This window comes from Bradyrhizobium sp. USDA 3311 (genome assembly GCF_054062495.1).
On the sequence record NZ_JBSSFI010000001.1, the window covers coordinates 6355677 to 6380384 of the forward strand.

The 24708-nt window shown below is 65.9% G+C and carries 18 protein-coding genes; 8 read left to right on the plus strand and 10 right to left on the minus strand.

Features of this window, described 5'->3' with window-relative positions:
- Complete coding sequence (locus ACVWW6_RS30650) at window positions 1–1218, minus strand: DUF5666 domain-containing protein (protein WP_011087091.1); 1218 nt, start codon at window positions 1216–1218, stop codon at window positions 1–3.
- Window positions 1215–2129, minus strand: a complete 915-nt coding sequence (locus ACVWW6_RS30655) for a DUF6502 family protein (protein WP_039184419.1) — start codon at window positions 2127–2129, stop codon at window positions 1215–1217. Before ACVWW6_RS30655 ends, ACVWW6_RS30650 begins: the two co-directional genes overlap by 4 nt.
- A gap of 126 nt (window positions 2130–2255) precedes the next feature.
- Here ACVWW6_RS30655 and ACVWW6_RS30660 point away from each other — a divergent pair, with 126 nt between their 5' ends.
- From ACVWW6_RS30660 to ACVWW6_RS30680, 5 genes are read left to right on the plus strand one after another with little or no spacing between them, the layout of a single operon-like run.
- Window positions 2256–2417, plus strand: a complete 162-nt coding sequence (locus ACVWW6_RS30660; protein ID WP_165448155.1) for a hypothetical protein — start codon at window positions 2256–2258, stop codon at window positions 2415–2417.
- A gap of 8 nt (window positions 2418–2425) precedes the next feature.
- Window positions 2426–4354, plus strand: coding sequence for a glycosyltransferase (locus tag ACVWW6_RS30665; protein ID WP_456681940.1), 1929 nt, complete (start codon window positions 2426–2428; stop codon window positions 4352–4354).
- A 3-nt stretch (window positions 4355–4357) separates the two neighbouring features.
- A complete protein-coding gene (locus tag ACVWW6_RS30670) occupies window positions 4358–5098 on the plus strand; it encodes an ABC transporter ATP-binding protein (protein ID WP_456681941.1) in 741 nt (246 codons plus the stop codon).
- Entirely contained in the window at window positions 5095–6489 is a 1395-nt protein-coding gene (locus ACVWW6_RS30675; protein ID WP_456681942.1) for a glycosyltransferase family 4 protein, read from the plus strand. The genes ACVWW6_RS30670 and ACVWW6_RS30675 overlap by 4 nt, the downstream gene beginning before the upstream one ends.
- Window positions 6486–7766 (plus strand): O-antigen ligase family protein, encoded by a 1281-nt coding sequence (locus ACVWW6_RS30680; protein WP_456681943.1) that lies wholly within the window; start codon window positions 6486–6488, stop codon window positions 7764–7766. Before ACVWW6_RS30675 ends, ACVWW6_RS30680 begins: the two co-directional genes overlap by 4 nt.
- Here ACVWW6_RS30680 and ACVWW6_RS30685 read toward each other — a convergent pair whose 3' ends face one another.
- The 7 genes from ACVWW6_RS30685 to ACVWW6_RS30715 all read right to left on the minus strand — a co-directional run bounded on the left by ACVWW6_RS30685 (window position 7767) and on the right by ACVWW6_RS30715 (window position 17190).
- Entirely contained in the window at window positions 7767–9002 is a 1236-nt protein-coding gene (locus ACVWW6_RS30685; RefSeq protein ID WP_456681944.1) for an ABC transporter substrate-binding protein, read from the minus strand.
- A gap of 109 nt (window positions 9003–9111) precedes the next feature.
- Window positions 9112–10023 carry a DMT family transporter gene (locus tag ACVWW6_RS30690; protein ID WP_011087084.1) on the minus strand — a complete coding sequence of 304 codons (912 nt, stop codon included), beginning with the start codon at window positions 10021–10023 and terminating at the stop codon, window positions 9112–9114.
- Window positions 10024–10101: 78 nt separating this feature from the next.
- Window positions 10102–10977: a DMT family transporter gene (locus ACVWW6_RS30695; RefSeq protein ID WP_456681945.1), complete on the minus strand. Its 876-nt coding sequence runs from the start codon at window positions 10975–10977 to the stop codon at window positions 10102–10104.
- A 14-nt stretch (window positions 10978–10991) separates the two neighbouring features.
- Entirely contained in the window at window positions 10992–11873 is an 882-nt protein-coding gene (locus ACVWW6_RS30700) for an NAD(P)-dependent oxidoreductase (RefSeq protein WP_304564960.1), read from the minus strand.
- A 2-nt stretch (window positions 11874–11875) separates the two neighbouring features.
- Window positions 11876–13007, minus strand: a protein-coding gene (gene prfB, locus ACVWW6_RS30705) for a peptide chain release factor 2 (RefSeq protein WP_161535065.1) whose coding sequence is annotated in 2 segments (ribosomal slippage) — window positions 11876–12937 and window positions 12939–13007 — 1131 coding nt in all. Because the reading frame shifts where the segments join, the coding sequence is not laid out codon by codon here.
- 114 nt (window positions 13008–13121) lie between these two features.
- On the minus strand, window positions 13122–15629 hold the full coding sequence (locus tag ACVWW6_RS30710; RefSeq protein ID WP_161535066.1) for a penicillin-binding protein 1A: 2508 nt from the start codon (window positions 15627–15629) through the stop codon (window positions 13122–13124).
- Between the two features lie 265 nt (window positions 15630–15894).
- Complete coding sequence (locus ACVWW6_RS30715; RefSeq protein WP_028171238.1) at window positions 15895–17190, minus strand: N-acetylmuramoyl-L-alanine amidase; 1296 nt, start codon at window positions 17188–17190, stop codon at window positions 15895–15897.
- Window positions 17191–17891: 701 nt separating this feature from the next.
- On the opposite strand from ACVWW6_RS30715, the gene ACVWW6_RS30720 reads away from it, so the two are divergent.
- Window positions 17892–20984, plus strand: a complete 3093-nt coding sequence (locus ACVWW6_RS30720) for an Rne/Rng family ribonuclease (protein WP_456681946.1) — start codon at window positions 17892–17894, stop codon at window positions 20982–20984.
- A gap of 67 nt (window positions 20985–21051) precedes the next feature.
- Here the strand turns inward: ACVWW6_RS30720 and ACVWW6_RS30725 are convergent, their stop codons facing one another.
- Window positions 21052–21732 (minus strand): helix-turn-helix domain-containing protein, encoded by a 681-nt coding sequence (locus ACVWW6_RS30725; RefSeq protein WP_456681947.1) that lies wholly within the window; start codon window positions 21730–21732, stop codon window positions 21052–21054.
- A 209-nt stretch (window positions 21733–21941) separates the two neighbouring features.
- Here ACVWW6_RS30725 and ACVWW6_RS30730 point away from each other — a divergent pair, with 209 nt between their 5' ends.
- Together ACVWW6_RS30730 and ACVWW6_RS30735 are read left to right on the plus strand one after the other, a co-directional pair.
- Window positions 21942–23438 (plus strand): amidase, encoded by a 1497-nt coding sequence (locus tag ACVWW6_RS30730; RefSeq protein ID WP_456681948.1) that lies wholly within the window; start codon window positions 21942–21944, stop codon window positions 23436–23438.
- Between the two features lie 45 nt (window positions 23439–23483).
- Window positions 23484–24707 (plus strand): MFS transporter, encoded by a 1224-nt coding sequence (locus tag ACVWW6_RS30735; RefSeq protein ID WP_456681949.1) that lies wholly within the window; start codon window positions 23484–23486, stop codon window positions 24705–24707.
- Window position 24708: the final 1 nt, after the last annotated feature.

A 24708-nucleotide genomic window follows, 5' to 3' on the forward strand; every position in this document is an offset into this window, starting at 1 on the left:
TTAGCGCCGGCCACCGCCCATCCCGCCTCCGGGACCACCGAAGCCGCCACCACCCATTCCACCGCCAGGTCCCATGGACCCGCCGGGGCCCATGGGACCAGTGGGCGAGCCAAGACCGCCGGGGCCCGACGGACCGCTCGGTCCCGTCGGTGCAGAGCCGGGCGCCGGACCGGGGCTCGATCCCGGCGCAGGCGCACCGGGGGCGCCGGGCTGGCCGCCGCCCGGAGTCACGGTGCCGCGATCCGGATGCATGATAGAGCCGCCGGGCGACCGGTTGGGATTGCCGGCACCACCCGGCCCCTGCGTCGGCGATCCCGGGAATTGGCCGACAGCCTGTGCGGAGTCGACCTGAAGGCCGCGCGCGCGATCGAACGAGCCGTTGACCACCATGCGGGCTTCGCCGGCCGCGGGCCCGAAACGCGAGCCGTCACGGGCGACGAGCCCGGAGCCGAGCTGGAGGTTTGCGCCCATCCGCTGCACATAGGCCTCGATCGACAGGCGGCTTGCGCCGACGAGATCCGAAAAATCATCGATACGGGTGCGCGCGGCCTGCATCGCGCCCTGGTTTGCGCTGCCTTCGATCTGGACGCGGTGGCCGACGAGCAAGGGATCGACACCGTTCAGCCTCAGCCCGCCGATATGCAGACCGTCAGGGCCGCGCTCGACCAGGCCCGTGACGCGCGCAGCCGCATCGCGTCGCGGCTCGACCAGGCTTGCGACGATCACGCCGTCGGTACGGCGCAAGCCGTAGACCGCGACCTGCGCGCCCGCATGGAGCTTGCTCTCCTTGCCGCTGGTGACGATCTTCTGACCGAGCACCGTCAGCTCGTTGCCCTTCACCTGTTCGATCGGACCCGAGACCTCGCTCGCGATCGCGATGCTGCGCGTGACCAGCGTGCCGTCAGCCCGACGGGTCGCGACCACGCGCGCAAGCTGGCCGATGCGCAGCGAATTGGCGCTGGCCGCCTCGCCGTCGATTCGGACCGGAACGTCGCTCGCATAGGTGATGCGCTCGCCATTGACGTAGATACTGCCGAAGCGCTGGATCACGCCGACGATGCCGGTGCCGCCGATGCCGTGATCATCGCCTCGCGTGATCCCGGTGCCGCCGATGCCCTGATCGGTGCCGCGCCTGACCTGCGCGTGGGCAATGGCCGTGCCGGCGAGCCAGAATCCCGTCAGCAGCAGACGGCGGGAGATGAGCGGCGCCCGGCTCATGAAGAACCGCCTTCTTTGCCGCTATCCTTGGCGCTTTCCTTAGCGTTTTCCTTGGCCTCGCCCTCTTCGTCGGCGTCCTCGCAATAGATGTAGATGCCGAAATTCCAGCGGGCGTCGCCGCCCTTGTCCTTGGCGAGCGCGCGGTTGGCTTCGCGGTTGGCGGTCTTCAGCGCGTCCATGGCGAGTTCGCGCGAGCGCGCCTCGAGGCGCCGCGCCAGCTTCGGCGAGATGTTGTTGTAGTGCACTGCGCGTTCGAGGAAGCGCGGCGCGGCGCCTGAGACGTTCTGCGCGGCGGCCGCGATGTGGTCGTGCAGGTTGCGGCCGAGATAGTGCCATTTGCTGTCGTCCTCGCCGCTCGGAACGAAGGCGGCCTCGACCAGCTCGATCTCGTCAGCCTCGTTGATGGTGACGAGCTTGCGGTCGACCCATTCGTCGAGCACCGCACGCGGGCGCACGTCCTTGGTGACGGAGGCGACGAGCTGCTCGAACGACGGCGCATCGCCCTCGGCCGTACGCGGCAGCGCGAGCGGCTCGCCTTTCGCGTCGGTGAACTCCGGCGCGGCGAGCCAGCGCGCGATCACGGCGCTGGTCAGCGACACCGCCGCCGGGGCTTCGTGCACCGGCGCGCCTGCGCCACGCAGCCGCGCCACCTCCTTGCGATGGATGCCGGTGAGCAGGCTGACCCGGCTGTCGGTCTGCTCCTTTCCCTCGAGCGCGAAATCGTGCTCGGCGACGTTGACGAAAAGCTCGCGAAGCAATTGCGCCAACGCCGGAAAGGTCATGCCGCTGCGGATGCACAGTCGCACGAGCGGGCGCAGCAGCCGCGCCAGCGGGGCGTGCAGCTTCCCCGCAGCATTCGGCTGTGGCGCGCTCGACCTGTCAGCCGCCTTGGACCCGGACTTGGCATTCATGTCTGAATTGTACCGATGCATCACGTGGGACACAATCCCACTTTTCTCCACTCTCCGATTGACGTGGTAAATTTTCCCACATATACGAGACGCCACTGAGGGCGCGACGTAAAGGGACTCACACCCATGGCTGACCGCTTGGTCCGCAATTTCATTTCGCTGCGTGCTATGCCGGCCCCCGATCGGGGGCGCGGCGTCATCGAACCGATGCTGCCGGCGCTTCTGCGCGGCGTCATCTTCATCTCGGTGCTGGCCGCACCGTTCGTTGCCGCGCTACTCGCAGGCTGACCGCTGCCATGCATCACATCAGCGAGTCCCCGCGCCGTCCGTCGGTGCTGCACATCTTCAAGATCTACTATCCCGACCTGTTCGGCGGCACGCTCACGGTGATCCGCGACATCTGCGCCAGCCTGAAGGACGCTTTCGCCTCCGCCGTGCTGGTCTGTTCGCAATCGGCCGAGCGGCGCGAGATCGTCGTCAACGACATTCCGGTCGAGCGCGTCCGCTCGTTCGGCAACGTGCTGTCGCTGCCCGCGGCTCCCACCTATCCCTGGCGGCTATGGCGCAAGATCGCCGAGCACGACCTGCTCGCGCTTCACGCCCCCTTCCCGCTCGCCGACCTCGTCTTCGCCTTCGGATTCGGCGCCAAGCGGCCCCTGGTGGTGCATTGGCACGCCGACATCGTCACCCATGCCGGCCTGCGCTGGTTCATCGACCCCCTGATGCGGCGAACACTGCGTCGCGCCAAGGCGATCATCGTCTCGGACCGCGTGCTGGTCGACAACACGCCGCTGCTGCGCGAATTCGAGGACAAATGCCATGTCGTGCCGTTCGGCATCGACATCACGGGTTACGACTGGCCGAAGATCGAGCCGCACCATGTCAATGATCGCGGCCGGCTTGTGCTCGCCTGCGGCCGGCTGGTGCCCTACAAGGGCTTCGACGTGCTGATCCGCGCCGCGGCGGCACACAATTTCGAAACCTGGATCATCGGTGAAGGTGTCGAACGGCCGCGGCTCGAGCAACTGATCCAGGAGCTCGGCCTCGGTGACCGCGTCCGCCTGCTCGGCTCGGTGGACGATTGCGAACGCATCAAGCTGATGTGCCTGGCCGACGTCTTCGTGATGCCGTCGGTGACCAATGCCGAGACCTTCGGCCTTGTCCAGCTCGAGGCCATGGCCGCCGGCCGGCCGGTCGTGAACACGGCGCTCGACACGGCGGTGCCGCACGTCGCCCGCCACGGCATGGAGGCGATCACCGTTCCGCCCGGCGATGCCGAGAAACTGGGTGAGGCGATCGACACCCTGATCCGCGACCCCGAGCGCCGCCGCAGCATGGGACTTGCGGCGCGCACGCGCGCCCTCACCCGCTATTCGGCCACGGCCTTCAAGCAGGGCATGGAGACCGTCTACCGCGACGCTGTCGCCGCCCCGAGCGAGGAGCGATCGGCAATCTCCGAGCCGCCGCAAGCGACCGGCTGGCTGGACACGGTCCGGATCGCGGCGGCGCTGGCCTGGTCCGACATGCGGCACCGCTACGTCCGCTCGCTGCTCGGCCCGTTCTGGATGTCACTGCAGATGGCGATCGTGGTCGCCGTGCTCGGCTCGGTGATCGGCCAGATGTCGAATGGCAACATGATGACACGCCTGCCGATGCTGGCGCTGTCGATGACGGCCTGGACCTTCCTTAACGGCGTGGTACTCGATGCGACTACGGCGCTCCAGAACTCCGCGAGCCTGATCCGCGACCGCGCGCTGCCGCCCGTCATCTTCCTCCTGCAATGCACCTTCCGCCAGGCGCTGTTCGCACTCCACAACGCCTGTGTTCCGCTGGTGCTGTGGCTCCTCCTCTCGCCCCACGACCTCTCTCACGCGCTGGCGGCACTGCCCGGTCTGATGCTGTTCGTGGCCTGGACCTTCGCCCTGAGCCTCGTTCTCGGCGCCATGGCGACGCGCTATCGCGACCTCAAGCCGATCATCGAATCCACCCTGATGCTCGCCTTTCTCGCTTCGCCCGTGATCTGGTCGTCGGACATGATCAACCACCGCTCGACGGTGATGCGGCTCAATCCGCTGACGCATCTGTTCGCGGTGTGGCGCGAGCCGCTGGCGGGCGGCGCTGTCGATCCGGTCAGCATCGTCTACGTCCTCGTCGCGCTGGCGCTCCTGGTCTTTGCGAGCGTGCTGACGCTGGTCCACCTGCGCAAAGCCGCATTCTGGATCTGACGCATGGTCTCGATCAACCTTCGCAACGTCTGTCTCGACTATCCGCTCTACGGCGCCTACGACTTCTCACTGAAGCGGCGGCTGCTCGGGCACATCATCCGCAAGCCGGGCGAGATGCGGATCATCCGCGCCGTCGACAATGTCACGATCGAGGCCGAAGCAGGCAGCCGCATCGGGCTTGCCGGTCCCAACGGCTCCGGCAAGTCGACGCTCCTGCGACTGATCGCCGGCGTCTATCCGCCGAGCAGCGGCAGCATCTCGCTCCAGGGCAACATCGTGCCCCTGCTCGGCCTCAACGCCGGGGTCAACCTGGATTTCGTGGCCGAGGACAACATCGCGCTGCTGCTGCGGATCAGCGGCCGCAAGCCGACCCGCGCCGTGATCGACGATATCTGGGCTTTCACCGAGCTCGAGGCGCGCATGCAGCGGCTGCCGCTGCGGATGTTCTCCTCGGGAATGCTGATGCGGGTGTTGTTTGCGACCGCGACGGCCTTTCCGGCCGACATCCTGCTGCTCGACGAATGGCTCAGCGTGGTCGACGAGCACTTTGCGGAGAAAGCACAGGAGCGGCTGCTGCACATGGTGTCGCGGGCGGCGATCGTGATCATCGCCTCGCACGACCAGCCGCTGCTGCGCCGCACCTGCACCAGCATCATCAACCTCGATCACGGCCGCATCGCCTCGACCGTCACGGTCGAGCCGCCGGCAACGCACTCTTTCGAGCTCCGCGAGAAACGCGCATGAAACAGAACATCCTGGTCGTCTCCGAGTCGCTCGGACAACCAAACCACAAGCGCGGCATCTTCCATTTCACCCGGGAGTTGGTGCGTTCGCTCGCCTCGGAGGGCCACGAACTCACGCTGTTGGTCGAGACCTCGAAGCGCTACCGCAAACTGTGCCGGCGCGAGCGACGCACAAAGCTGTTCGCGGCGCAGGCGCGCAACATCGAGCTGCTGGCGCTTTATCGCTTCCTTGACGAGATCAACGTGAGCGGGCCGGTGACGCTCAGCGGCACGCGCCGCAAATTCGACTGGCTCCGCCAAAGGGTCGGCATATTGCTGTCGCGGGACAACATGCTCTGCCTCCTGCGCGCGATCGGCCTGCGCAGCCTGAACGCGCGACTGATCGAGAACCGGCCCGCCGCGCTCGAATACATTCCGCCGGATCTGAGCCACCTCGAACTGTTCGGCGACTTTCAGCTAGAGCCCGGCTTCTTCAACTATCAGGATTCCTCGGCCTTCTTCCTGCTGCCGCCGCCGCGGATAGATGCGCGCGACTACGACGTGATCGTCGTGGACACCCCGACCCGCGTGACGATCAAGCGCAGGCCGGACGCCAAGGTGATCTGCGTCGTCCACGACCTGTTGCCGCTCACCGATCTCAAGCTCAGCGACATCGCCACGCGGCAGTTCCTGGCGCGAATCCGCACCAGCCTGCGCCAGGCCGACGAGCTCGCCTTCGTTTCGAACTACAGCATGATGCGGTTCAGGGAACTGTTGCCGCAATTTGCGCACCTACCGGCGCGGGTCGTGTATCCCCGCACCCGGTTCGACGCCCCGGATGTCCTGCACCTCCCAGCCCCGTCGGGGCGTCCGGGGCGGCCGAGCTTCGTCGTCATCGTCTCGAACGAGCCGCGCAAGAACGTCGCCGCCGTCATCCGTGCCTTCCGTGGTGTGCCCCAGGCCGATCTCGTCGTGATCGGCTATGCCGGCGAGATCAGCCGGATGCGCAACCTCCCGCCGAACGTCCGCTTCGCCGGCTATGTCGACGAGCACGAGAAGGCCGCCCTGATCGCGGAGGCGCATGGCCTGATCATGCCGAGCCTTGCCGAAGGCTTTGGCGTGCCGATCATCGAGGCGCTGGCCGCGAACACGCCGGTGCTGTGCTCGGATATCGCAGTGTTCCGCGAAGTCGCGGGCGAGCTCGCCGATTATTTCGACCCGTTCTCGACCGACTCGATCGCCGCCTCCGTCACCCGCGTGCTGACGCGGCCGGAGGAGTGGCGCAGCAAGATCCGCGCGAGGCGCCACGAGCTTGCCGAACGCTTTGGCTATGAGACCCAGGCCCGCGATTTCCTCGGGCGCGAGATGCGCACGGAAAGCCTCGTCGCCGCACCGCTCGCATCGTACGGATGACGGCCGAATCCGCTGCGTGGTCCGGACCTGCCGATCGGCAAGGCGGCCAGAAAGGATGGCAGAGCTGGCGAAACTCGGCCGCGCTGCTCCGGGCGGCAGATGTGCTCGTCATCCTGATCGCGGCATCGCTGCCGTGGTCCACAACTGCACCTTCGATCTTCGTCGGGCTGTGGCTGCTGGCGGTCACCCCGACCGTCAACTGGCACGACTATGCGCGCGAGCTCACCCGGCCGGCGTTTGCCCTGCCGTTCGCACTCCTGCTGCTCGCACTCCTCGGCGTGCTGTGGTCGGACGGCGCCTGGCCCGACCGGCTGCATGCGATCAAGCCGGTCGCAAAGCTCGTGCTGATTCCGCCGCTGCTCTACCATTTCAGCCGGTCCGAGCGCGGCTTCCAGGTTTGCCTTGCTTTTCTCGCCTCCTGCGCGCTGCTGGCGGTATTCTCCTGGGTCGCGCTGCTCAATCCGGCCTGGAAGATCGCCGCGACGGCGTCGGCAGGCGTTCCCGTCAAGAACTACATCGACCAGAGCCAGGAATTCACGCTCTGCGCCTTGGCACTTGCACTGCCCGCGCTCACGTTCTGGCGCAGCGGGCGCGCGATCGCGGCGACCGCCTGCCTCGCATTGATCCTGCTGTTCGCGACCAACATGGTGTTCGTGGCCTCGGCCCGCACGGCGCTGCTCTACATCCCGGTGCTGCTGGCCCTGTTCGCCTGGAAGCATCTGAGCCGGCGGGCAGCGCTGGTCCTGCTCGCGGGCGCGGTCGCCGCGAGCGCGCTCGCCTGGACGACCTCGTCCTATCTGCGCCAGCGCATTACCGACATCGCCGTCGAATATCGCCACGGCCATGAGGACATCAGCCGCGCCTCGACCGCCCAGCGGCTGACCTATTGGCGCAAGTCACTTCATGCCTTTACCGAAGCCCCTCTGATCGGCCATGGCACCGGCGCGATCAAGCGTCAGTTCGAACGCGCCGCCACGGGCGAGAGCAGCCTCGACGCGGAGATCGTCAGCAATCCGCACAACCAGACCCTCAACGTCGCGGTGCAATGGGGCCTCTTGGGCGTCGTCCTGCTCTACGCGATGTGGATCGCGCAGCTTCGCCTGTTCCTGGGCGAAGGGCTTGCCGCCTGGATCGGCCTTGCGGTCGTCGCGCAGAACATCGCGAGCTCGCTATTGAACTCGCATCTGTTCGATTTCCACGAGGGATGGATGTATGTGCTGGGCGTCGGCGTGGCCGGGGGCATGGTCCTAAAGGTTCAGGCCCGCAGCCGGCCGTGACTATGGGCTGCGCTCGTGGCCGACTTCGCCGGTGATGACGTCGCCGAACAGCTCCCAGGCCTGCCCGTTGAAGCGCATCAACTGCATCTGCTCGATCGGGAAGTAATCATCGGGCGAGGTGTTGACCATGATGCCCGGCAGCATCAGGTCGGTGTGGAAATCCTTCAGGTTCGCGGCCTGTTTCATGACGTTCTCGCGGGTGAGATTGTCGCCGCACTGCTTGAGCACCTGCGCCATCGCCTCCGCCTGCACATAGCCATAGACGTTGTTGGAATTGGCCTTGTCGCCGTCTGGATAATACTTGTCCATGAACGCGCGCCATTTCACCACAGCCGGGTCGTTGTCCCAGGTCGGATCGGTCGGGTCCTTCAGATAGACGGTCGAGATGATGTCCTTGGCGTATTCGAGCCCGGCGGGCTTGAGCACCGAGGCAACCGAGGTTGCGGTGTTGGCGAGAAAGAATTTCGGCTTCCAGCCGAGCTCGCCGACTTTCCGGATCGCCTGCGCCGACCCTTTCGGCGCCGCCCACGAGAAGAAGATATCCGCGCCGGAATCATGCAGCGCGACGATCTGCGAGTCGATCGAGGGATCGCTGACCTCGTAGGACTTGTCGGCGATGATCATGCCGGCCTTGTCGCCGAGCCCGTCGTTCAGGCCCTTGAACTGGTCCTTGCCGGCGTCGTCGTTCTGCCAGAACACCGCGATCTTGCCGTTCGGAAAGTTGTCGCGGATGTATTTGGCGTAGATCCGTCCCTCGCTCTGGTAGTTCGGCTGGAAACCCATCGTCCAGGGAAAGTTCCTGGGATCGCCGAACTTGGTGCCGCCGGACGCGACGAAGAGCTGCGGCACCTTCTTGGCGTTCATATATTTCATGATCGCGGAGTTCGAGGGTGTGCCGAGCGGCTGGAAGATCAACAAAACCTCGTCGCTCTCGACCAGCTTGCGCGCCTGCTCGATCGCCTTCGGCGGCGAATAGGCGTCGTCATAGCTGATGAAGTTGATCTTGCGGCCGTTGATGCCGCCCTGGTCGTTGATCATCCTGAAGAACGCGGCCTCGGTCTTTCCGATCACGCCATAGGACGAGGCCGGCCCGCTATAGGGCATGATGTTGCCGATCTTGATGTCGGTGTCGCTGGCGCCAGGGTCGAATTTCTTCTGCGCCGAGGCCGGTGTCGTGACCAGCACTCCGGCAGCAAGCATGGCGAGGGCAGCAAGGTTTTCGCGACGACCCGGCATCGTTCTCTCCCCTGTGTTTTGTAGTTTTGTTTTGCGGGGAGTGTCGCAAGGTGGCTTGCCGCTGGCAAGCGCCGCGATTTTCCGCGAGGTGAAACGGTAGAGCAGGAACTTACGCGACGCGCTGCAGCATCCTTAGAGCGCGCCCGTCGATCACGAGCAACGCGCTGCCAATGACGATGGCGCCCGCGATCTCGCGCATGGAGATCGGCTCGCCCAGCACCAGCCATCCCAGCAGAATGGCGGTGACGGGAATGAGCAGCGTCACCAGCATGACATTGGTCGCGCCCGAACGGCGCAGGATCTGAAAGAAGACGATGTAGGCGAGCGCCGTCGACAAGCCGGCAAGTCCAAGCACCGCGAGCCAGGTTGTAAGGCCCGGCGCCGGCAGATGCCATGGCTGTTCCATGACGGCGGCGACGACCGCCATCATCACCGTGGACGCCATCAGTTGAAAAGTCGCCGTTCCCAGCGGAGCTGAGTCCTTCAACAGCCGCCGCGCCGCCAGCGCCGCAAAGCCATAGCTGCACGCGCCACCGAGGCAGAGCAGAATGCCGAACCCCTGCCCCGGCCGCGTCTCGATGCCCCATCCGCGCAGGATGACCACGCCGACGACGCCCAGAACCACGCCGGCGACCCGCCGCATCTGCAGGGCTTCCTCGCCCGCCATCGCCATGACGGTCACCGTGAACAGCGGCGTGGTGGCATTCAGGATGGAGGCCAGCCCGCTGGGAATGATGGTCTGGCCGATCACGATCAGCGAGAACGGGATGACGTTGTTGAGCAGCCCGATCACGAAGAACGGCTTCCAGCCCAACGTGCCCTTGGGAAAGCTGATGCCTTGAACATGGAGCAGCGGCAAAAGAACGGCCGCACCCAGCGCGACGCGCAGGAACACCAGGGTGAGCGGCGGCAATTCCCGCAAGCCCGCGCTGTTGAAGAAGAACGAGCCGCCCCAGAGGATCGAGAGCACGGCGAGCAGCGACCAGTCTCGCGCATCGATCCGGTTGTCGTTCGGGGGCATGGCGTCTCACATCGGCAGTTGACCTCCGCCTAGTATGGCGCGACGCGCTTTGCCACCCGATTTCCGAGTTGACGCCGCTCAGGAGGATCGGCGTTTGCGTGCATCCCCCGAGATATCGGCAACCACCGCCCCGATCACCAGGGCGCCACCAATGAGCGCATGCACGGCGGGCACCTCCCGGAAAGCCACCCAGATCCAGAACGGCATCAGCGGTGTTTCCAGCGTCGCGATCAGGGAGGCCTGCCCCGACGGCAGCAGGCGTGAGCCGAGCATGTAGAACGTCAGGCCGAGCGCGACCTGAAGGCAGCCGAACATTGCGAGGATTGCGAGGTCGTTGCCGCCGACGTGGGCGATGTCATGGGCGAACGGGAGGCTGACAAGACTGCCCATGAAATTCGACAATGCTGCCGCCGCCACCATCGATGTCTGGCGATGACGTCGGATCACAACTGTCATGGAGGAGATTGCGAGCACCATGAGGCAACTCAGTGCAAGACCACCGAGATCGGCACCGGCCTGCACGCCGCCGACCGTGATGACGACTCCGGCGAAGGCAATCAGGCTCGCAATCAGCGTGCGCCACGTCGCGGCTTCGCCGAGCCACAGCCATGCCAGCGCGGCGGCGACGAAGGGCTGAGTGGCGATCAGCACCGCGACGTTCATGACGTTGGTCATCTGAAGAGCGGGAATGAACGAGATCATGCCGAGCGCAGACAGTGACGCGACGAGCAGGCCGCCCCTCCCCGGCACGACCAATTGCCACAGGGCGGCGCGGCCCTGCATCGCGACGAGAAACACGCTGATCAGGCTGCCTGCGAACACGCCGCGCCAGAACAGAATGGTCCAGGGATCGAACCGCAGCAGCCGGGTGAAGAACGGCGCGGTGCTCCAGGCAATCGCAGCGGCGATGACGAGGGCAATGCCGAGACCGCGTTCTGAACGAGGCTGCCCCATATTGATGCGGCCGGCTAAGACGGCTTCTTCTGCCGCGACACCAGCTCGATCATCTTGCCTTCGTCGTCATCAGGCATCGCAGCTTTCGCCCGCGCATAGGATTCGACCGCCGCGCGCGCCACCAGCGGCTTGTCGGCGAGCAGGCTCTCGGCGAGCTTCACGGCGTAGGCGGCATCCTTGTGCCGCAGCGCCGAGGTGAAGGTCGCGCCGCTGAAGTCGCGGGCGACCATGCGCTTGGAATGACGCTGGACCTGCGGGCTCGCAGCAACGCCGGCCTGAATCGATTCCAGCACCAGGGTCATGTCGAGCCCGGCCTGCTCGGCGATCGCGAGCCCTTCGGCGAGTCCGGCAATCTGGATCGCGCCCATCAGATTGTTGATGAGCTTGTAGACCGTGCCGGAGCCGACCGCGCCGAAATGGCGGATGGTCGAGCCGATCGGTTCGAGATAGGGCCGCGCGCGTTCGAGGTCGGCGGCATCAGCCCCGACCAGCAAGGTCAGCTTTCCGGCGGCCGCGGCATCCGGCAATCCCGTCACGGGACAATCGATGTAGATCAGCCCGCGCGCGTTGAGCTCGCGGCCCATCTCGCGCGCGTGGTCATAGGAGACGGTGGAGCATTCGATCGCGATGGTGCCGGCCTTGGCCGTCTTGGCCGCGCCCTTCGGCCCCAGCCAGACCGCGCGCGAGGCCTCGTCGTCGGCGACCATGGTCACGACCGCGTCGGCATCGATCGCGGCATCCTCAGGCGAGGTCGCCCATTGCGCGCCGCGCGCGATCAGATCTTCCGCTTTTGTCTTGCTGCGATTCCACAGCATCACCGTGAAGCCGGCATCGAGATAGCGGCCGGCCATGCCATGGCCCATCCGTCCAAGCCCGATGAAGGCGACGCGGGGCATGGCTAGTCCACATCCTCGATGTCGGCGCCGGTGGTTCCGAAGGCGCGCTGCGCCAGCGTCGCGGCCATGAACTCGTCGAGATCGCCGCCGAGCACGCCCGACGTGTCGGAGGTCTGCACGCCCGTGCGCAGATCCTTCACCATCTGATAGGGCTGCAGCACGTAGGAGCGGATCTGGTGGCCCCAGCCGATATCGGTCTTGGCGGCCTGGTCGGCCGCCGCCTTCTCCTCGCGCTTCTTCAGCTCCATTTCGTACAGCCGCGCGCGCAGCATGTCCCAGGCCTGCGCCCGGTTCTTGTGCTGCGAGCGGCCGGCCTGGCAGACCACCGCGACACCGGTCGGGATATGCGTCAGGCGCACCGCGGATTCGGTCTTGTTGACGTGCTGGCCGCCGGCGCCGCCCGACCGCATGGTATCGACGCGGACATCGGATTCCTTGATGTCGATCTTGATGCTGTCGTCGATGACCGGGAACACCTGCACGCTGGAGAAAGACGTGTGCCGCCGCGCGTTGGAATCGAACGGCGAGATGCGCACCAGACGATGCACGCCCGCCTCGGTCTTCAGCCAGCCATACGCGTTGTGGCCCGAGACCTGGATCGTCGCCGACTTGATGCCGGCTTCTTCGCCCTCGGACTCTTCGAGATACTCGACCTTGAAGCCGTGCGTCTCCGCCCAGCGCGTGTACATGCGCAGCAGCATCTGCGCCCAGTCTTGGCTTTCGGTGCCGCCGGCGCCGGCGTGGACCTCGAGATAGGAATCGAAGCGGTCGGCTTCGCCCGACAGCAGCGCCTCGAGCTCGCGCCGCGCGACTTCCTTCTTCAGGGCCTTCAGCGCAGCTTCGGCTTCGGCCACGACGCCGTCATCGCCCTCGGCCTCGCCGAGCTCGATCATGCCGATGTCGTCTTCGAGCTCCTGCTCGACCTTGCCGATGCCCGACAGCGAATCCTCCAGCGAGGTCCGCTCCTGCATCAGCTTCTGGGCCTTCTGGGGATCGTTCCAGAGGTTGGGATCTTCTGCGAGCTTGTTCAGCTCAGCGAGGCGCGCCGTCGATTTCTCGACGTCAAAGATGCCTCCTCAGCAGCCCGACTGACTGCTTGATCTCTTCTACCAACCGTTCGATTTCGGCGCGCATGTCGTTCTCGTATCTCGCGGAATTGGTTCCGCGTGCAATTCAAGATCGGGATGTAGCGGCGGCGGCTGCAAAGCGCAACCGCCGCCGCGACAAACGTCTGCCTTGTCCTAAGCCTTAGTACAGCCCGCCGGTGCCCGGCCGCATGAAGAAGCCGGAATCCGGCTGCTGCTGCTGCGACGCCGGCACGCCGCCGCGTCCGTCGGCGTCGGCAACGCCGATGACCGAATAATTGTCCGGCGGCGCCGTGCCCGGCTTGAAGGCTTCGAGGATGGTGCCGCCGGTCTCACCCGGGCCGGCGCGCATGCCGGTCTTGGCGACGACGCGCACGAGCTTGATGCCGGCCGGCACCTTGAACGGCACCGCCGGCTTGTCGGCGAGCGCGAGCTTAAGGAAATCACGCGCGATGGGAGCAGCCAGATGGCCGCCGGTCGCAGCGTTGCCTTTGCCGAGCGCACGCGGCTTGTCGTAGCCCATATAGATCGCGACGGCGACGTCGGGCGAGAAGCCGACGAACCAGGCGTCCTTGGCCTCGTTGGTCGTACCGGTCTTGCCGGCGATCGGCTTGCCGACCTCCTTGACCACGGTCGCGGTACCGGCCTGGACCACGCCCTCCATCAGTTCGGTGATCTGATAGGCGGTCATGGAGTCGAGTACCTGCTCGCGGCGGTCGATCAGCTGCGGTTCGTTCTGGTTCTTCCAGCCGCCCGGCGCGTCGCAGCCGCGGCATTCGCGCTGGTCGTGCTTGAAGATGGTGCGGCCGTAGCGATCCTGGATACGGTCGATCAGGGTCGGCTTCACGCGGCGACCGCCATTGGCGAGCATCGAGTAGGCCGTGACCATGCGCATCGCCGTCGTCTCGCCGGCGCCGAGCGCGTAGGAGAGATAGTTCGGCAGCTCGTCATAGACGCCGAAGCGGCGGGCATATTCGCCGATCAGCGGCATGCCGATGTCCTGCGCGAGGCGCACCGTCACGGTGTTGAGCGACTGCCGCAGCGCGTTGCGCAGCGTCACCGGCCCCTGGAACTTGCCCGAGGAGAAGTTTTCCGGCCGCCATACGCCGGCGCCCTGGCCCTGGTCGATTTCGATCGGCGCGTCGAGCACCACGGTCGAGGGCGTATAGCCGTTGTCGAGCGCGGCCGAATAGACGATCGGCTTGAACGACGAGCCCGGCTGCCGGTAGGCCTGGGTGGCGCGGTTGAACTGGCTCTGGTCGAACGAGAAGCCGCCAACCATCGCGAGCACGCGGCCGGTCCACGGGTCCATCACCACCATCGCGCCGGACACTTCGGGGATCTGGCGTAGCCGGTACTGTCCCTCGACCGGGTTGCCGTCCTTGTAGAGCGGATCGGCGTAGATCACGTCGCCGGGCTGGAGCACCTGCGACACCGCCGTTGCCGCCCTGCCCTTCGCAGGGCCGGTCGCCGCCCTTGCCCATTTGATGCCGTCGAGCGTGATCAGGCCGGTTTCGCGCTGCTTGCTGACGGCGCCGCCGAGCTCGCGGCTCGGCTGGAATCCGATGCGCGCCGACTGGTCGCTGGTCTCCAGCACCACCGCCATGCGCCACGGCGAGATGTCGGAGAGCGACTTGATCTCGGCGAGCTTCACGCCCCAATCGCCCGAAATATCGAGCTTGCTCATGGCGCCGCGATAGCCCTGCTGCTCGTCATAGTTGACGAGGCCGGCGACCATGGTCTTGCGCGCCATCACCTGGATCTTCGGATCGAGCGTGGTGCGGACAGACAGACCGCCCTCGTAAAGCTTCTTCTCGCCGTAGCGCTCGAAGATGTCGCGGCGGACTTCCTCGGCGAAATATTCGCCGGCGAAGGTGTGGGCGCCGTTGGACCGGTTGGTGACGGCCAGCGGCTCCTTGCGCGCCTTGTCGGCGTCGGCCTGCTTGATCCAGCCGTTCTCCTGGAGGCGGTCGATCACATAGTTGCGGCGCTCGATGGCGCGGTCGCGGTTACGCACCGGATGCAGGGTCGCCGGCATCTTCGGCAGCGCCGCCAGATAGGAGGCCTCCGCCACCGTCAGCTCGTTCACCGACTTGTCGAAATAGACCAGCGAGGCGGCCGCGATGCCGTAGGCACCGAGGCCCAGATAGATCTCGTTCAGATACAGCTCGAGGATCTTGTCCTTCGAGTAGGTCTTCTCGATCCGCATCGCCAGCAAGGCTTCCTTGATCTTGCGGGCGAAGGAGACCTCGTTGGTCAGAAGGAAGTTCTTGGCGACCTGCTGGGTGATGGTGGAAGCGCCCTGCGGACGCCGGTTGGAGCCGTAGTTCTGGATATAGACCAGACCTGCGCGCGCCATGCCGGTGTAGTCGATGCCGCCGTGCTCGTAGAAATTCTTGTCCTCGGCCGCGAGGAACGCGTTGATCACGAGCTTGGGCACGGCCTGGATTGGCAGATACAGCCGTCGCTCCTTGGCGTACTCGCCGAGCAGCGAACCGTCGACCGCGTGCACACGCGTCATCACCGGCGGCTCGTAATCCTGAAGCTGAGAGTAGTCCGGCAAGTCCTTGGAGAAATGCCAGATCAGGCCTGCCACGGCCCCGACACCGACAAGGAACACCACCGTTCCCGCGGCGAACAGGAAGCCCATGAACCGCACCAGCAAGCGCATTATCTGTTTATCCGTTCAAACTCTGGATCAGCCCAGTATCAGCCCCTTGGCGCTCAAAAACAGGCGCCAACCTCACGTCGCGCATTCACCGGCCTACTCAATTACGTCAGTGCCGGACCTAAGACGCTCGCCGAACGGGATTCTCGCCGATTCCGGAACCCCCTGCGGCGTTTTTATAAATCGCCCGCTGTGGCCAAACTAGGGCTTTTGCGGCGGGACGGAAAAACCCTTCGTCAATTCTCTCAATTCGACGATCCCTCGGTCGTCAATTCGACGATCCGGCGGTCGCCAGCCGCTTGGCCAGGAACCCGTCGATGGCTTGCGCCATCGCGCCCACGGCACGGGATCGCCATCCCTCGGAGACCAGATGCTCGAGATCGCCCTTATTGGAGACATAACCGATCTCGACCAGCACCGACGGCACGTCGGGTGCCTTCAGCACCCGGAAACCGGCCGATTTCAGCGGATGCTTGTGCATCCGCACCGTCGACTTCATTTCGCCCATCAGCACATGCGCAAAACGGTTTGAAAACGTGCGGGTTTCCCGCTGCGTCAGATCGATCAGGATGTCCGCGACGTCGGTGGGCTCCTCCGCGAGATTGAAGCCGGCGATCGCGTCCGCGCGGTTTTCCGCGTCCGCCAGACGCTGGGCCTCGGCGTCGGACGCCTTGTCGGACAGCGTATAGATGGTGGCGCCCTGGGCATCCCCCTCGGCGCGCGGCAGCGCATCGGCATGAATCGAGACGAACAGCGCCGCCTTGATGTTGCGGGCGACCTTGACCCGGTCATTGAGCGGGATGAACGTGTCGTCGTTGCGCGTCATCACGACACGGTATTTGCCTGCCTTTTCCAGCCGGTCGCGCAGCGCCAGGCCAAAGGCCAGCACCAGGTTCTTCTCGCTCTCGCCGCTCGACTGCGTGCCGTTGTCGATGCCGCCATGGCCGGGATCGATCACCACGATCGGCCGGCCATCGGCCTTCTGCTGCGCCGTTTCCGGGCCCGCCGTCGCGGGGACCGTGGCGGGCGGCGCATCGGCGATCGCGGGCCGCAGCTCGGGGCGGTTTTCCGGGGCGAGCGATTGCACGAAGGCGGCGCGGTCGACCTCCTCCAGCTCGAGCACGAGCCGGGCCGGCTGGCCGTTGGCCGCCTCCAGCACGTAGGAATTGGCGATCTTGGCCGGCCCCGTCAGGTCGAACACGATTCGCGAGCCGCCGGGCATGACGAGCCCGTAGCGGAAGGCCTTGACCAGTCCCCGCCCGCCGGACCCGGTCCCCGCGGGCAGCTGAAAATTGACCTGGGGCACGTCCACCACCACCCGGTACGGGTCGGCGAGCGTGACGGCGCGGAAGCTGACGGTCCGGTCGATGTCGAGGATGAAGCGGGTCTGCTTGCCGTCGCCGGCCAGCCGGGCGGCCGAGGCGGTTGGAAAATTCGCTACCGCAGCAGAGGGTTGCGGCTGGCTTTCCGCGGCGCTCAGGCGGGAGGAATCAGCATATGGCAATGCCGCGGCGCACAGAAGCACGCATCCCAGCAGGACTCTTTGTTTTGCGCGGCTCGCCACCGATTTCGTGCCTCCGAGCAGCTTGTTTAACGCAATAGAACCACAGGGTTAATCGATCCTTAATGACAGGCGCGCGAAACTCGCTGACTGTGACCGCCGTGCGACGCTCCCTTGCACGGATGCCCCATTCCTCGTATGTACGGAATGCTGACGGCCGATATTTTCGGTTGTGTCGCATTCAGCCTCCCGGTGCAGCGCCGGAACTCTCAAGGTTTGGGAATTCCAGCGTTTTCCGTTCTCCTCTAAGACCAGCGCGGTGCGCGGCAGCGAGGTGGAGCGGGCCAAGCCCCGGCGGCGGACGGTTCCCGGGTACCACTTTTCCGGGACGGTTCGGACAGCGACGTAACCCATTACCCGGTCCCTTGATCCCAAGGGAGCGGTTCGTGATCCCCAAGGCGAGCGCGCTCGCGCCATGCCTGGCCAGCAGCAACTGATTGAGGGGCGGCCCCGCCGCCCAATGTTTCATACGGGCCGACGCTTGATGCGCCAGACTGTGCCGACGAATTCTGAAGGACCATTCGCGACGCTGCGGAGTGATAATCCCGCGCGCCGCCACGGCCCTGAGGCTTCCGGTCCGGCAAGGCGCGAGAGACGGCGTTTCGGCCTTCCCCTCACCCCCGAATCAGGTGGACCGTCGCGTCTCCCGGCGGCGCGATACGCGCCCACGGTGAATCGCGCCCGCCGCCGTCAAGAGTTAAGACATGCCCAACAAGATGTTGATCGATGCCACCCACCCGGAGGAGACCCGGGTCGTCGTGGTCCGCGGCAATCGCGTCGAAGAGTTTGATTTCGAGACCGCGCAACGCAAGCAACTGCGCGGGAATATCTACCTCGCCAAGGTCACCAGGGTCGAACCCTCGCTCCAGGCCGCGTTCGTCGAATATGGCGGCAACCGCCACGGCTTCCTCGCCTTCAGCGAAATCCATCCCGACTACTACCAGATCCCGGTTGCCGACCGGCAGGCGCTGATCGAGGCCGAGGAACAGGCCCATCGCGAAGCCGAGGAAGAGAGCGAGAACCGCTCGCACGGCCGCCGCCGCTCGCGTCACCGCAACGCCCGCCGCCGCGGTCACGGCGAACGCGTCCGCAGCGACATCGTCGAAGGCCTCGACGCCAGCGCCGATCCCGCGGTGCAGCCGGTCGAGGGCCAGATCCTGCCTGAGCACGCCGAGGGCGCTCCGCAAGAGGGCGAGCATCTGCACGCCGACGCGGAGCATCACGGCGAGCACGATGCCCATGACCACCACGAACATGATCACCACGATCATGATCACCATGAACACGCGCACGACGACCATCATCCCGATCACGCTCACGATCATGACGACCATGGTCATGACGGCGGGCACGATCATCACGACCACGATCATGCCGACGAGACGCCCGCGCCTGTCGCGGCCTTTGGCGCCGAACCGGTGGTCGCGACCGAGGCCGTTGCCGAACCGCAGGAGGCGACCTCCGAAGCGCACGCAGAGGCTCTGGCCGAAGCCGTAACCGCCGCCGCTGAACCGGCTGATGCCGTGTACGCTGCCGGCGAAAGCACCGAAGCTCCGCATCACGACGCTGACGCGGCGGCCGAGGACGACGACGACGAGGATGACGACGGCGAGGAAGCCGAAGAGGAAGTCGTCGAATCCGTCGGCGGCGACGATGTGATGGAGGAAGTGCCGGAGCGCACCTTCCGTCCGCGCCGCCAGTACAAGATCCAGGAAGTCATCAAGCGCCGCCAGGTGATGCTGGTGCAGGTCGTCAAGGAAGAGCGCGGCAACAAGGGCGCAGCGCTGACGACCTATCTGTCGCTCGCCGGCCGCTACGCCGTGCTGATGCCGAACACCGCGCGCGGCGGCGGCATCAGCCGCAAGATCACCAGCGCCCAGGACCGCTCGCGTCTGAAGGAAGTGGTGCAGGATCTCGACGTGCCCGAGGGCATGGGCATCATCCTGCGCACAGCCGGCGCCGCCCGCACCAAGCCCGAGATCAAGCGCGACTTCGAATACCTGATCCGGATGTGGGAGACGGTGCGCGACCTGACGCTGAAGTCGCAGGCCCCGACCCTCGTCTATGAGGAAGGCTCGCTGATCAAGCGCTCGCTGCGCGACCTCTACAACAAGGAGATCGACGAGATCTCGGTTGCCGGCGAATCCGGCTACCGCGAAGCGCGCGACTTCATGAAGATGCTGATGCCCGCCAACGTCAGCGCGGTGAAACAGTATCGCGACGGCCAGCCGCTATTCTCGCGCATGGGCGTCGAAAGCCAGCTGGACGCGATGTTCTCGCCGACCGTGCAGCTGCGCTCCGGCGGCTACATCGTGATCAACCAGACCGAGGCGCTGGTCTCGATCGACGTCAACTCCGGACGATCGACGCGCGAGCACCATATCGAGGACACCGCGCTCAAGACCAATCTGGAAGCGGCCGAAGAGGTCGCCCGCCAGCTCCGCCTGCGCGACCTCGCCGGCCTGATCGTCATCGACTTCATCGACATGGACGAGAAGCGCAACAACCGGGCGGTCGAGCGCAAGCTGTCCGATTGCCTCAGGCAGGACCGCGCACGGATCCAGGTCGGACGCATCTCGCATTTCGGCCTGCTCGAGATGTCGCGCCAGCGCATCCGTGCCAGCGTGCTGGAATCCTCGACCGATCCCTGCCCGCATTGCGGCGGCACCGGCCATGTCCGCTCGGTGTCCTCGGTTGCGCTCCAGCTGCTGCGCGGCCTCGAAGAGATCCTGATGAAGGGCGCGACCCACAATCTCGTGGTCCGTACCCGCACCGACGTCGCGCTCTACGTGCTGAACCACAAGCGCGGCCATCTGCGCGACCTCGAAAACGGCTTCAAGGTCACCCTGGCGGTCATCGCCGACCCGAGCGTCAGCGGACCGCAGGCCTACCTCATCGATCGCGGCGAGCAGGTGCATACGCTCGAAGCCGCCAAGGCGCTGCTCGCGGCGCAGGCCGCGGCAAGCCCGCCCCCGGTGGTTGAAGAGGCCTATGACGACGAGGAGTTCGATCCGGAGCTGGAATCCGAGATCGAGTCCGAGGAGACCGAAGGTCTCACTGAAGAGCAGGCTGCCGGCGAGGCGGCCCCCGAGCAGGACGGACAGCGCCGCAAGCGCCGCCGTCGTCGGCGCGGCCGCGGTGGCCAGCGCGACGGCGAGTTGCGCGAGGATAGCGCGCCCACGCTTCCCGAGCCGGCAATGGTCGCTGGCGAGTCCGAAGAGGACGCCGAGTCCGAGCAGGACGGTGAGGAAGGCGAGGAACAGGCAGCCCGTGGCGAGCAGCAGGGCGGCGGTGAGCGCCGGCGCCGGCGTGGTCGCAGAGGCGGACGCCGTCGGCGTGGGGGCGGCGAGGAAGGTCTTGCCGGCTCCATCGGCGACGAGCTCGGCACCCAATCACCATCGGAAGCGACCGAAGCGGTGGCCGATTTCGACGGCTTTGGCGGCGAGGCTGCGCCTTCGATCGCGCAGGCCGAGCACACCGCCGAGCCGCAAATCGCGCCGCCTGAGTTGCGTGCCGAAGTGCAGGCCGAGGCGCCGGCTCAGCCGGAGCCAGCTCCTGCTGTCGTAACGGCGGAAGAAGAGCCCGCTGACGAGAAGGCCGCGCGGCGTCGCTCCACAGTCAGGGAAAAGGTGAGCTTCCTGTCGAGCAGCCCGAGTGAGCCCGCAACGCCGGTTGCGCAGGCGAGCGAGCCGGTCGCGCCGCCGGCACCTGCGCCCGCACCCGAAGCGGCAAGCGAAACGCCGGCCGCCCCGCGCCGCGCCGGCTGGTGGTCCCGCCGTTTCGGCGGCGGCGAATAAAGTCGGACACAGAATAAAAAACGCCCGGCCATGCCGGGCGTTTTTCGTTTCACCGCTCGCCAATCCGCTATGGGGGCAGCTCGTCATTACCGAGCGGCGCCACATCGCGCGAGGCGATCTGGCGGAGCTGGTCGTAGAGATCGGGCGCCTCGCTGGTGCAGAGGCAAACGCCTTTTGCGGAAGCTGCCTCGCCGGCGTTGAGGTAGGCGTGGCCCATGGTGCTGTCGAGATAGATGCCGTCGCCCTCACCGAGGATCTCCGGCGCGTAGAACTCGGTGTGGACGGCGACGCGTCCGCTCGTCACCAGGAAATATTCCTCGCCGCCATGGCACAGCAGCGGGCCGAACTCCTCCAGCGAGCGCGCACGAACCTCGGCCACGATCGGCACCATGCGTTTGCCGATCAGATCGGTGCATTGATAGGTGTAGGTATAGAATTTCGTGGTGATCACCTGCCCCTGCCCGGCCCGGCTGATGCTCCGCCGCGCGGTGACCGGCCGGCCCTGCACAGGCGCCGCGACCGCTGGATTGAACAGCTCGGCGATCTCCATCTTCAGGCCGGAGGTGAGCTGGAGCAGCTTGTCGTAGGTCAGCGACATCAGGCCGTTCTCGACCTTGGACAGGGTCGACAGCGCCATGCCAGTGCGCTCCGCGACCTGCTTGAGCGTCAGGCCGCGGGCCTGGCGCGCCGCCTTGAGGCATTGGCCGAGCTGGGAATTGGCACCTTCGGGCGTCGTTATCTCGCTCATGCAGCAATCCTACCACGGCGATGGAAATATTGTTGGCCTATCCGTCTAACCTTTTCGGCCAAGACGTCCCTTGAGGGGCCCATTTGACGACCCGTTGGGCAGCAGCGCCAGCATTTGGGCACGAAATGCCCCGCTTTGACGATTATTGGTGCGTCGCCTTCACTTTCCGATATGCTAAATTGTTTTCATAATCTGAAAGGGGATTGGCATTGTCCGGACTTTGCGATTCCAGCGCCGTTGAGCTGCGCCGCCTGCTGGCCGCGCGGGCGATCTCGCCCGTCGAGCTGCTGGAGGCCTGCCTGTCGCGCATCGCCACCATCAATCCTGCCGTGAATGCCGTCGTGACGTTGGACGTATCAGGCGCGCGCAAGGCGGCAACGGCCGCCGAAGCCGCCATCCTGCGCGGCGAGGATCGCGGCGCACTGCACGGCCTTCCGGTGCTGATCAAGGACACCCAGGACACTGCCGGGCTGCGCTCCACCTATGGCAGCCCCCTGTTGCGCGACAATGTACCGGTCGCCGACCAGGGCTCGGTCGCGCGGCTCCGCGCAACCGGCGCCATCATCTTCGGCAAGACCAACACGCCAGAATGGGCGGCCGGCGGCAACACCCGCAATCCGGTGTTCGGCGCAACCGGCAATCCCTTCGATCCCATGCGCTCGGCAGCAGGCTCCTCCGGTGGCTCGGCGGTGGCGCTCGCCTGTGGCATGGCGCCGCTCGCCTCGGGCTCGGACACCGGCGGCTCCTTGCGCAATCCGGCAGGCTTCTCCGGCATCGTCGGCATGCGCCCGTCCTACGGTCTCGTGGCCAGCGAGAAGCGCGCCTTCGGCTGGTCGAACCTGTCGACCGACGGACCGATGGCGCGCAATGTCGCCGACACCGCGCTGATGCTGTCGGTGATGGCGAGCGACGATGTCCGCGATCCCCTGGCCTATACGCTGCCCGGCGAGCCGGTGCGCAGTCGCGCCGAACGCTGGGCCGCACCGCGTCCCGCGAACCTTGGCAAGCTGCGCCTCGCCTTCACGGAGGACTTTGGCTTCGCCCCGACCGAGCAGGCCATCCGTCGCGTATTCCGCGATCGTGTGGCGAGGCTCGCGCCGCTGTTCGCCGACTGCCGCGAGGCGACGCCGGATTGCTCCGGCGCCGACGACGCGTTCGCGGTTCTGCGCGCCGGCCTGTTCCTGGCGATGCACGGGAAGAACTACAAAGAGCGTCCCGAAATGCTCGGCCCGAATGTCCGCGCCAATGTCGAGGAAGGCCTGAGCTACACGCTCGAGGATCATGGGCGCGCCGCCACGACGCAGACGCGGATCTATCGCGCCTACCAGACCTTCTTTGAAACTTGCGATGTGCTGATCAGCCCGACCATTACGCTGAGCCCGCGCCCCTGGTCGGAGCTCTATCCCGCCGAGATCGACGGCGTGCCGACCAAATCCTATTTCCACTGGCTCGCGCTCGCTTATGCCGTGACGCTTCCCGGCCACCCCGCGATCAGCATTCCGCTCGGCCTCGATGAAGCCGGCCTGCCGTTCGGTCTCCAGATCGTCGGCCCGCGCGGCGGCGACGCCATCGTGCTTTCGGTCGCCGCGAGCATCGAGGCCGCGTTCGCGGGCGATGCGCAATTGTGCCGGCCGGTGCCCGACCTGGCGCGGCTCGCCGCAGCGCCGCCGCTGTCGGCCGCGCCCGGTTTCCTCACCTGGGAATAACCCGACACCAGCCCTGGATGCACCGCCGGCGCAACGGAGACGAGCATGACGGAACTGCCGAGGAAAACCAGCGTCATTGCCTTCGTCCTGCTCTACATCGCCTACTGCATCTCCTACATCGACCGCGCGGCGATCTCGCTGGCGCTGGCGCAGATCGGCAAGGACTTCAATCTGCAGGCCGCCGATCTCGGCATCGTCATCAGCGCATTCTTCCTCGGTTATGCCGCGATGCAGGTGCCGGGCGGATGGCTCTCCGACCGCTTCGGCTCGAAATATGTGGTGATCGTCACCATCGTGATGTGGTCGCTGTTCACGGCGTTCACGAGCCTTGCCTGGTCGCTGACATCGCTGATCGCGATCCGCTTCATCTTCGGCATCGCCGAGGGCGGCTTTCCGCCGGCGAGCATCCGCGCCATCGCCGAAGTGTTCAAGAAGGACAGCCGGCCGAAGATGTCGGGACTGCTGCTGTCGTCGAACTATGCCGGCAGCATGGTCGCGCCGCTGATCATGGCCCCGCTGATCCTCTGGCTCGGCTGGCGCCATGCCTTCAACGCCATCGGCATCGCGGGCATCGTCTTCGCGGTGGTCTATTTCGTCTTCGTCCCCTATCTGGGACGCCCGGGCAAGGCCGATGCAGGCGCGCCAGTGAAGGCCGAAAGCCGCGCGCCGATGCGCGAGCTCATGAAGAATCCGCTGCTGTGGCAGTTGATGGTGGTGTGGTTTGGTCTCAGCTGCGTCAACAAGGGCCTGGATTCCTGGATGCCGCTCTACCTGCTCCAGCAGCGCGGGCTCGACCTCAAGACCGTCGGCGTCCTGGCGCCGATCCCGTTCGTGATGGCGACGATCGCGACCGCGATGGGCGGCTGGGTGATGACGACGTTCTTCTCCGAGCGCGAAAAATACCTGCTGATCGGCAGCTCCGCATTGACCGGCATCTTCCTCTACGCCATGTACAAGTCGGAGACGATCACGATGCTGATCGCGTTCCAGTCGCTGGTCTACTTCTTCAAATCCTTCGTGCTGGCCTCGGTGATTGCGCTTCCGACCAAACTGCTCCGCGACGACCAGATCGGATCGGGCGTCGGCATGGTCAATCTCGGCGGCCAGAGCGCGGGCTTCGTCGCCCCCGTCGCGATCGGCTTCATCGTGACCGGAACCGGATCGTTCGATGCCGCCTTCGGCTTCCTGGTGGCGATGACGGCGTTGTCCGTCGTGGTCGCGGCAACCATCAGCACGGCGCAGCCGAAGCTCGTAGCACAACCGGCCTGAC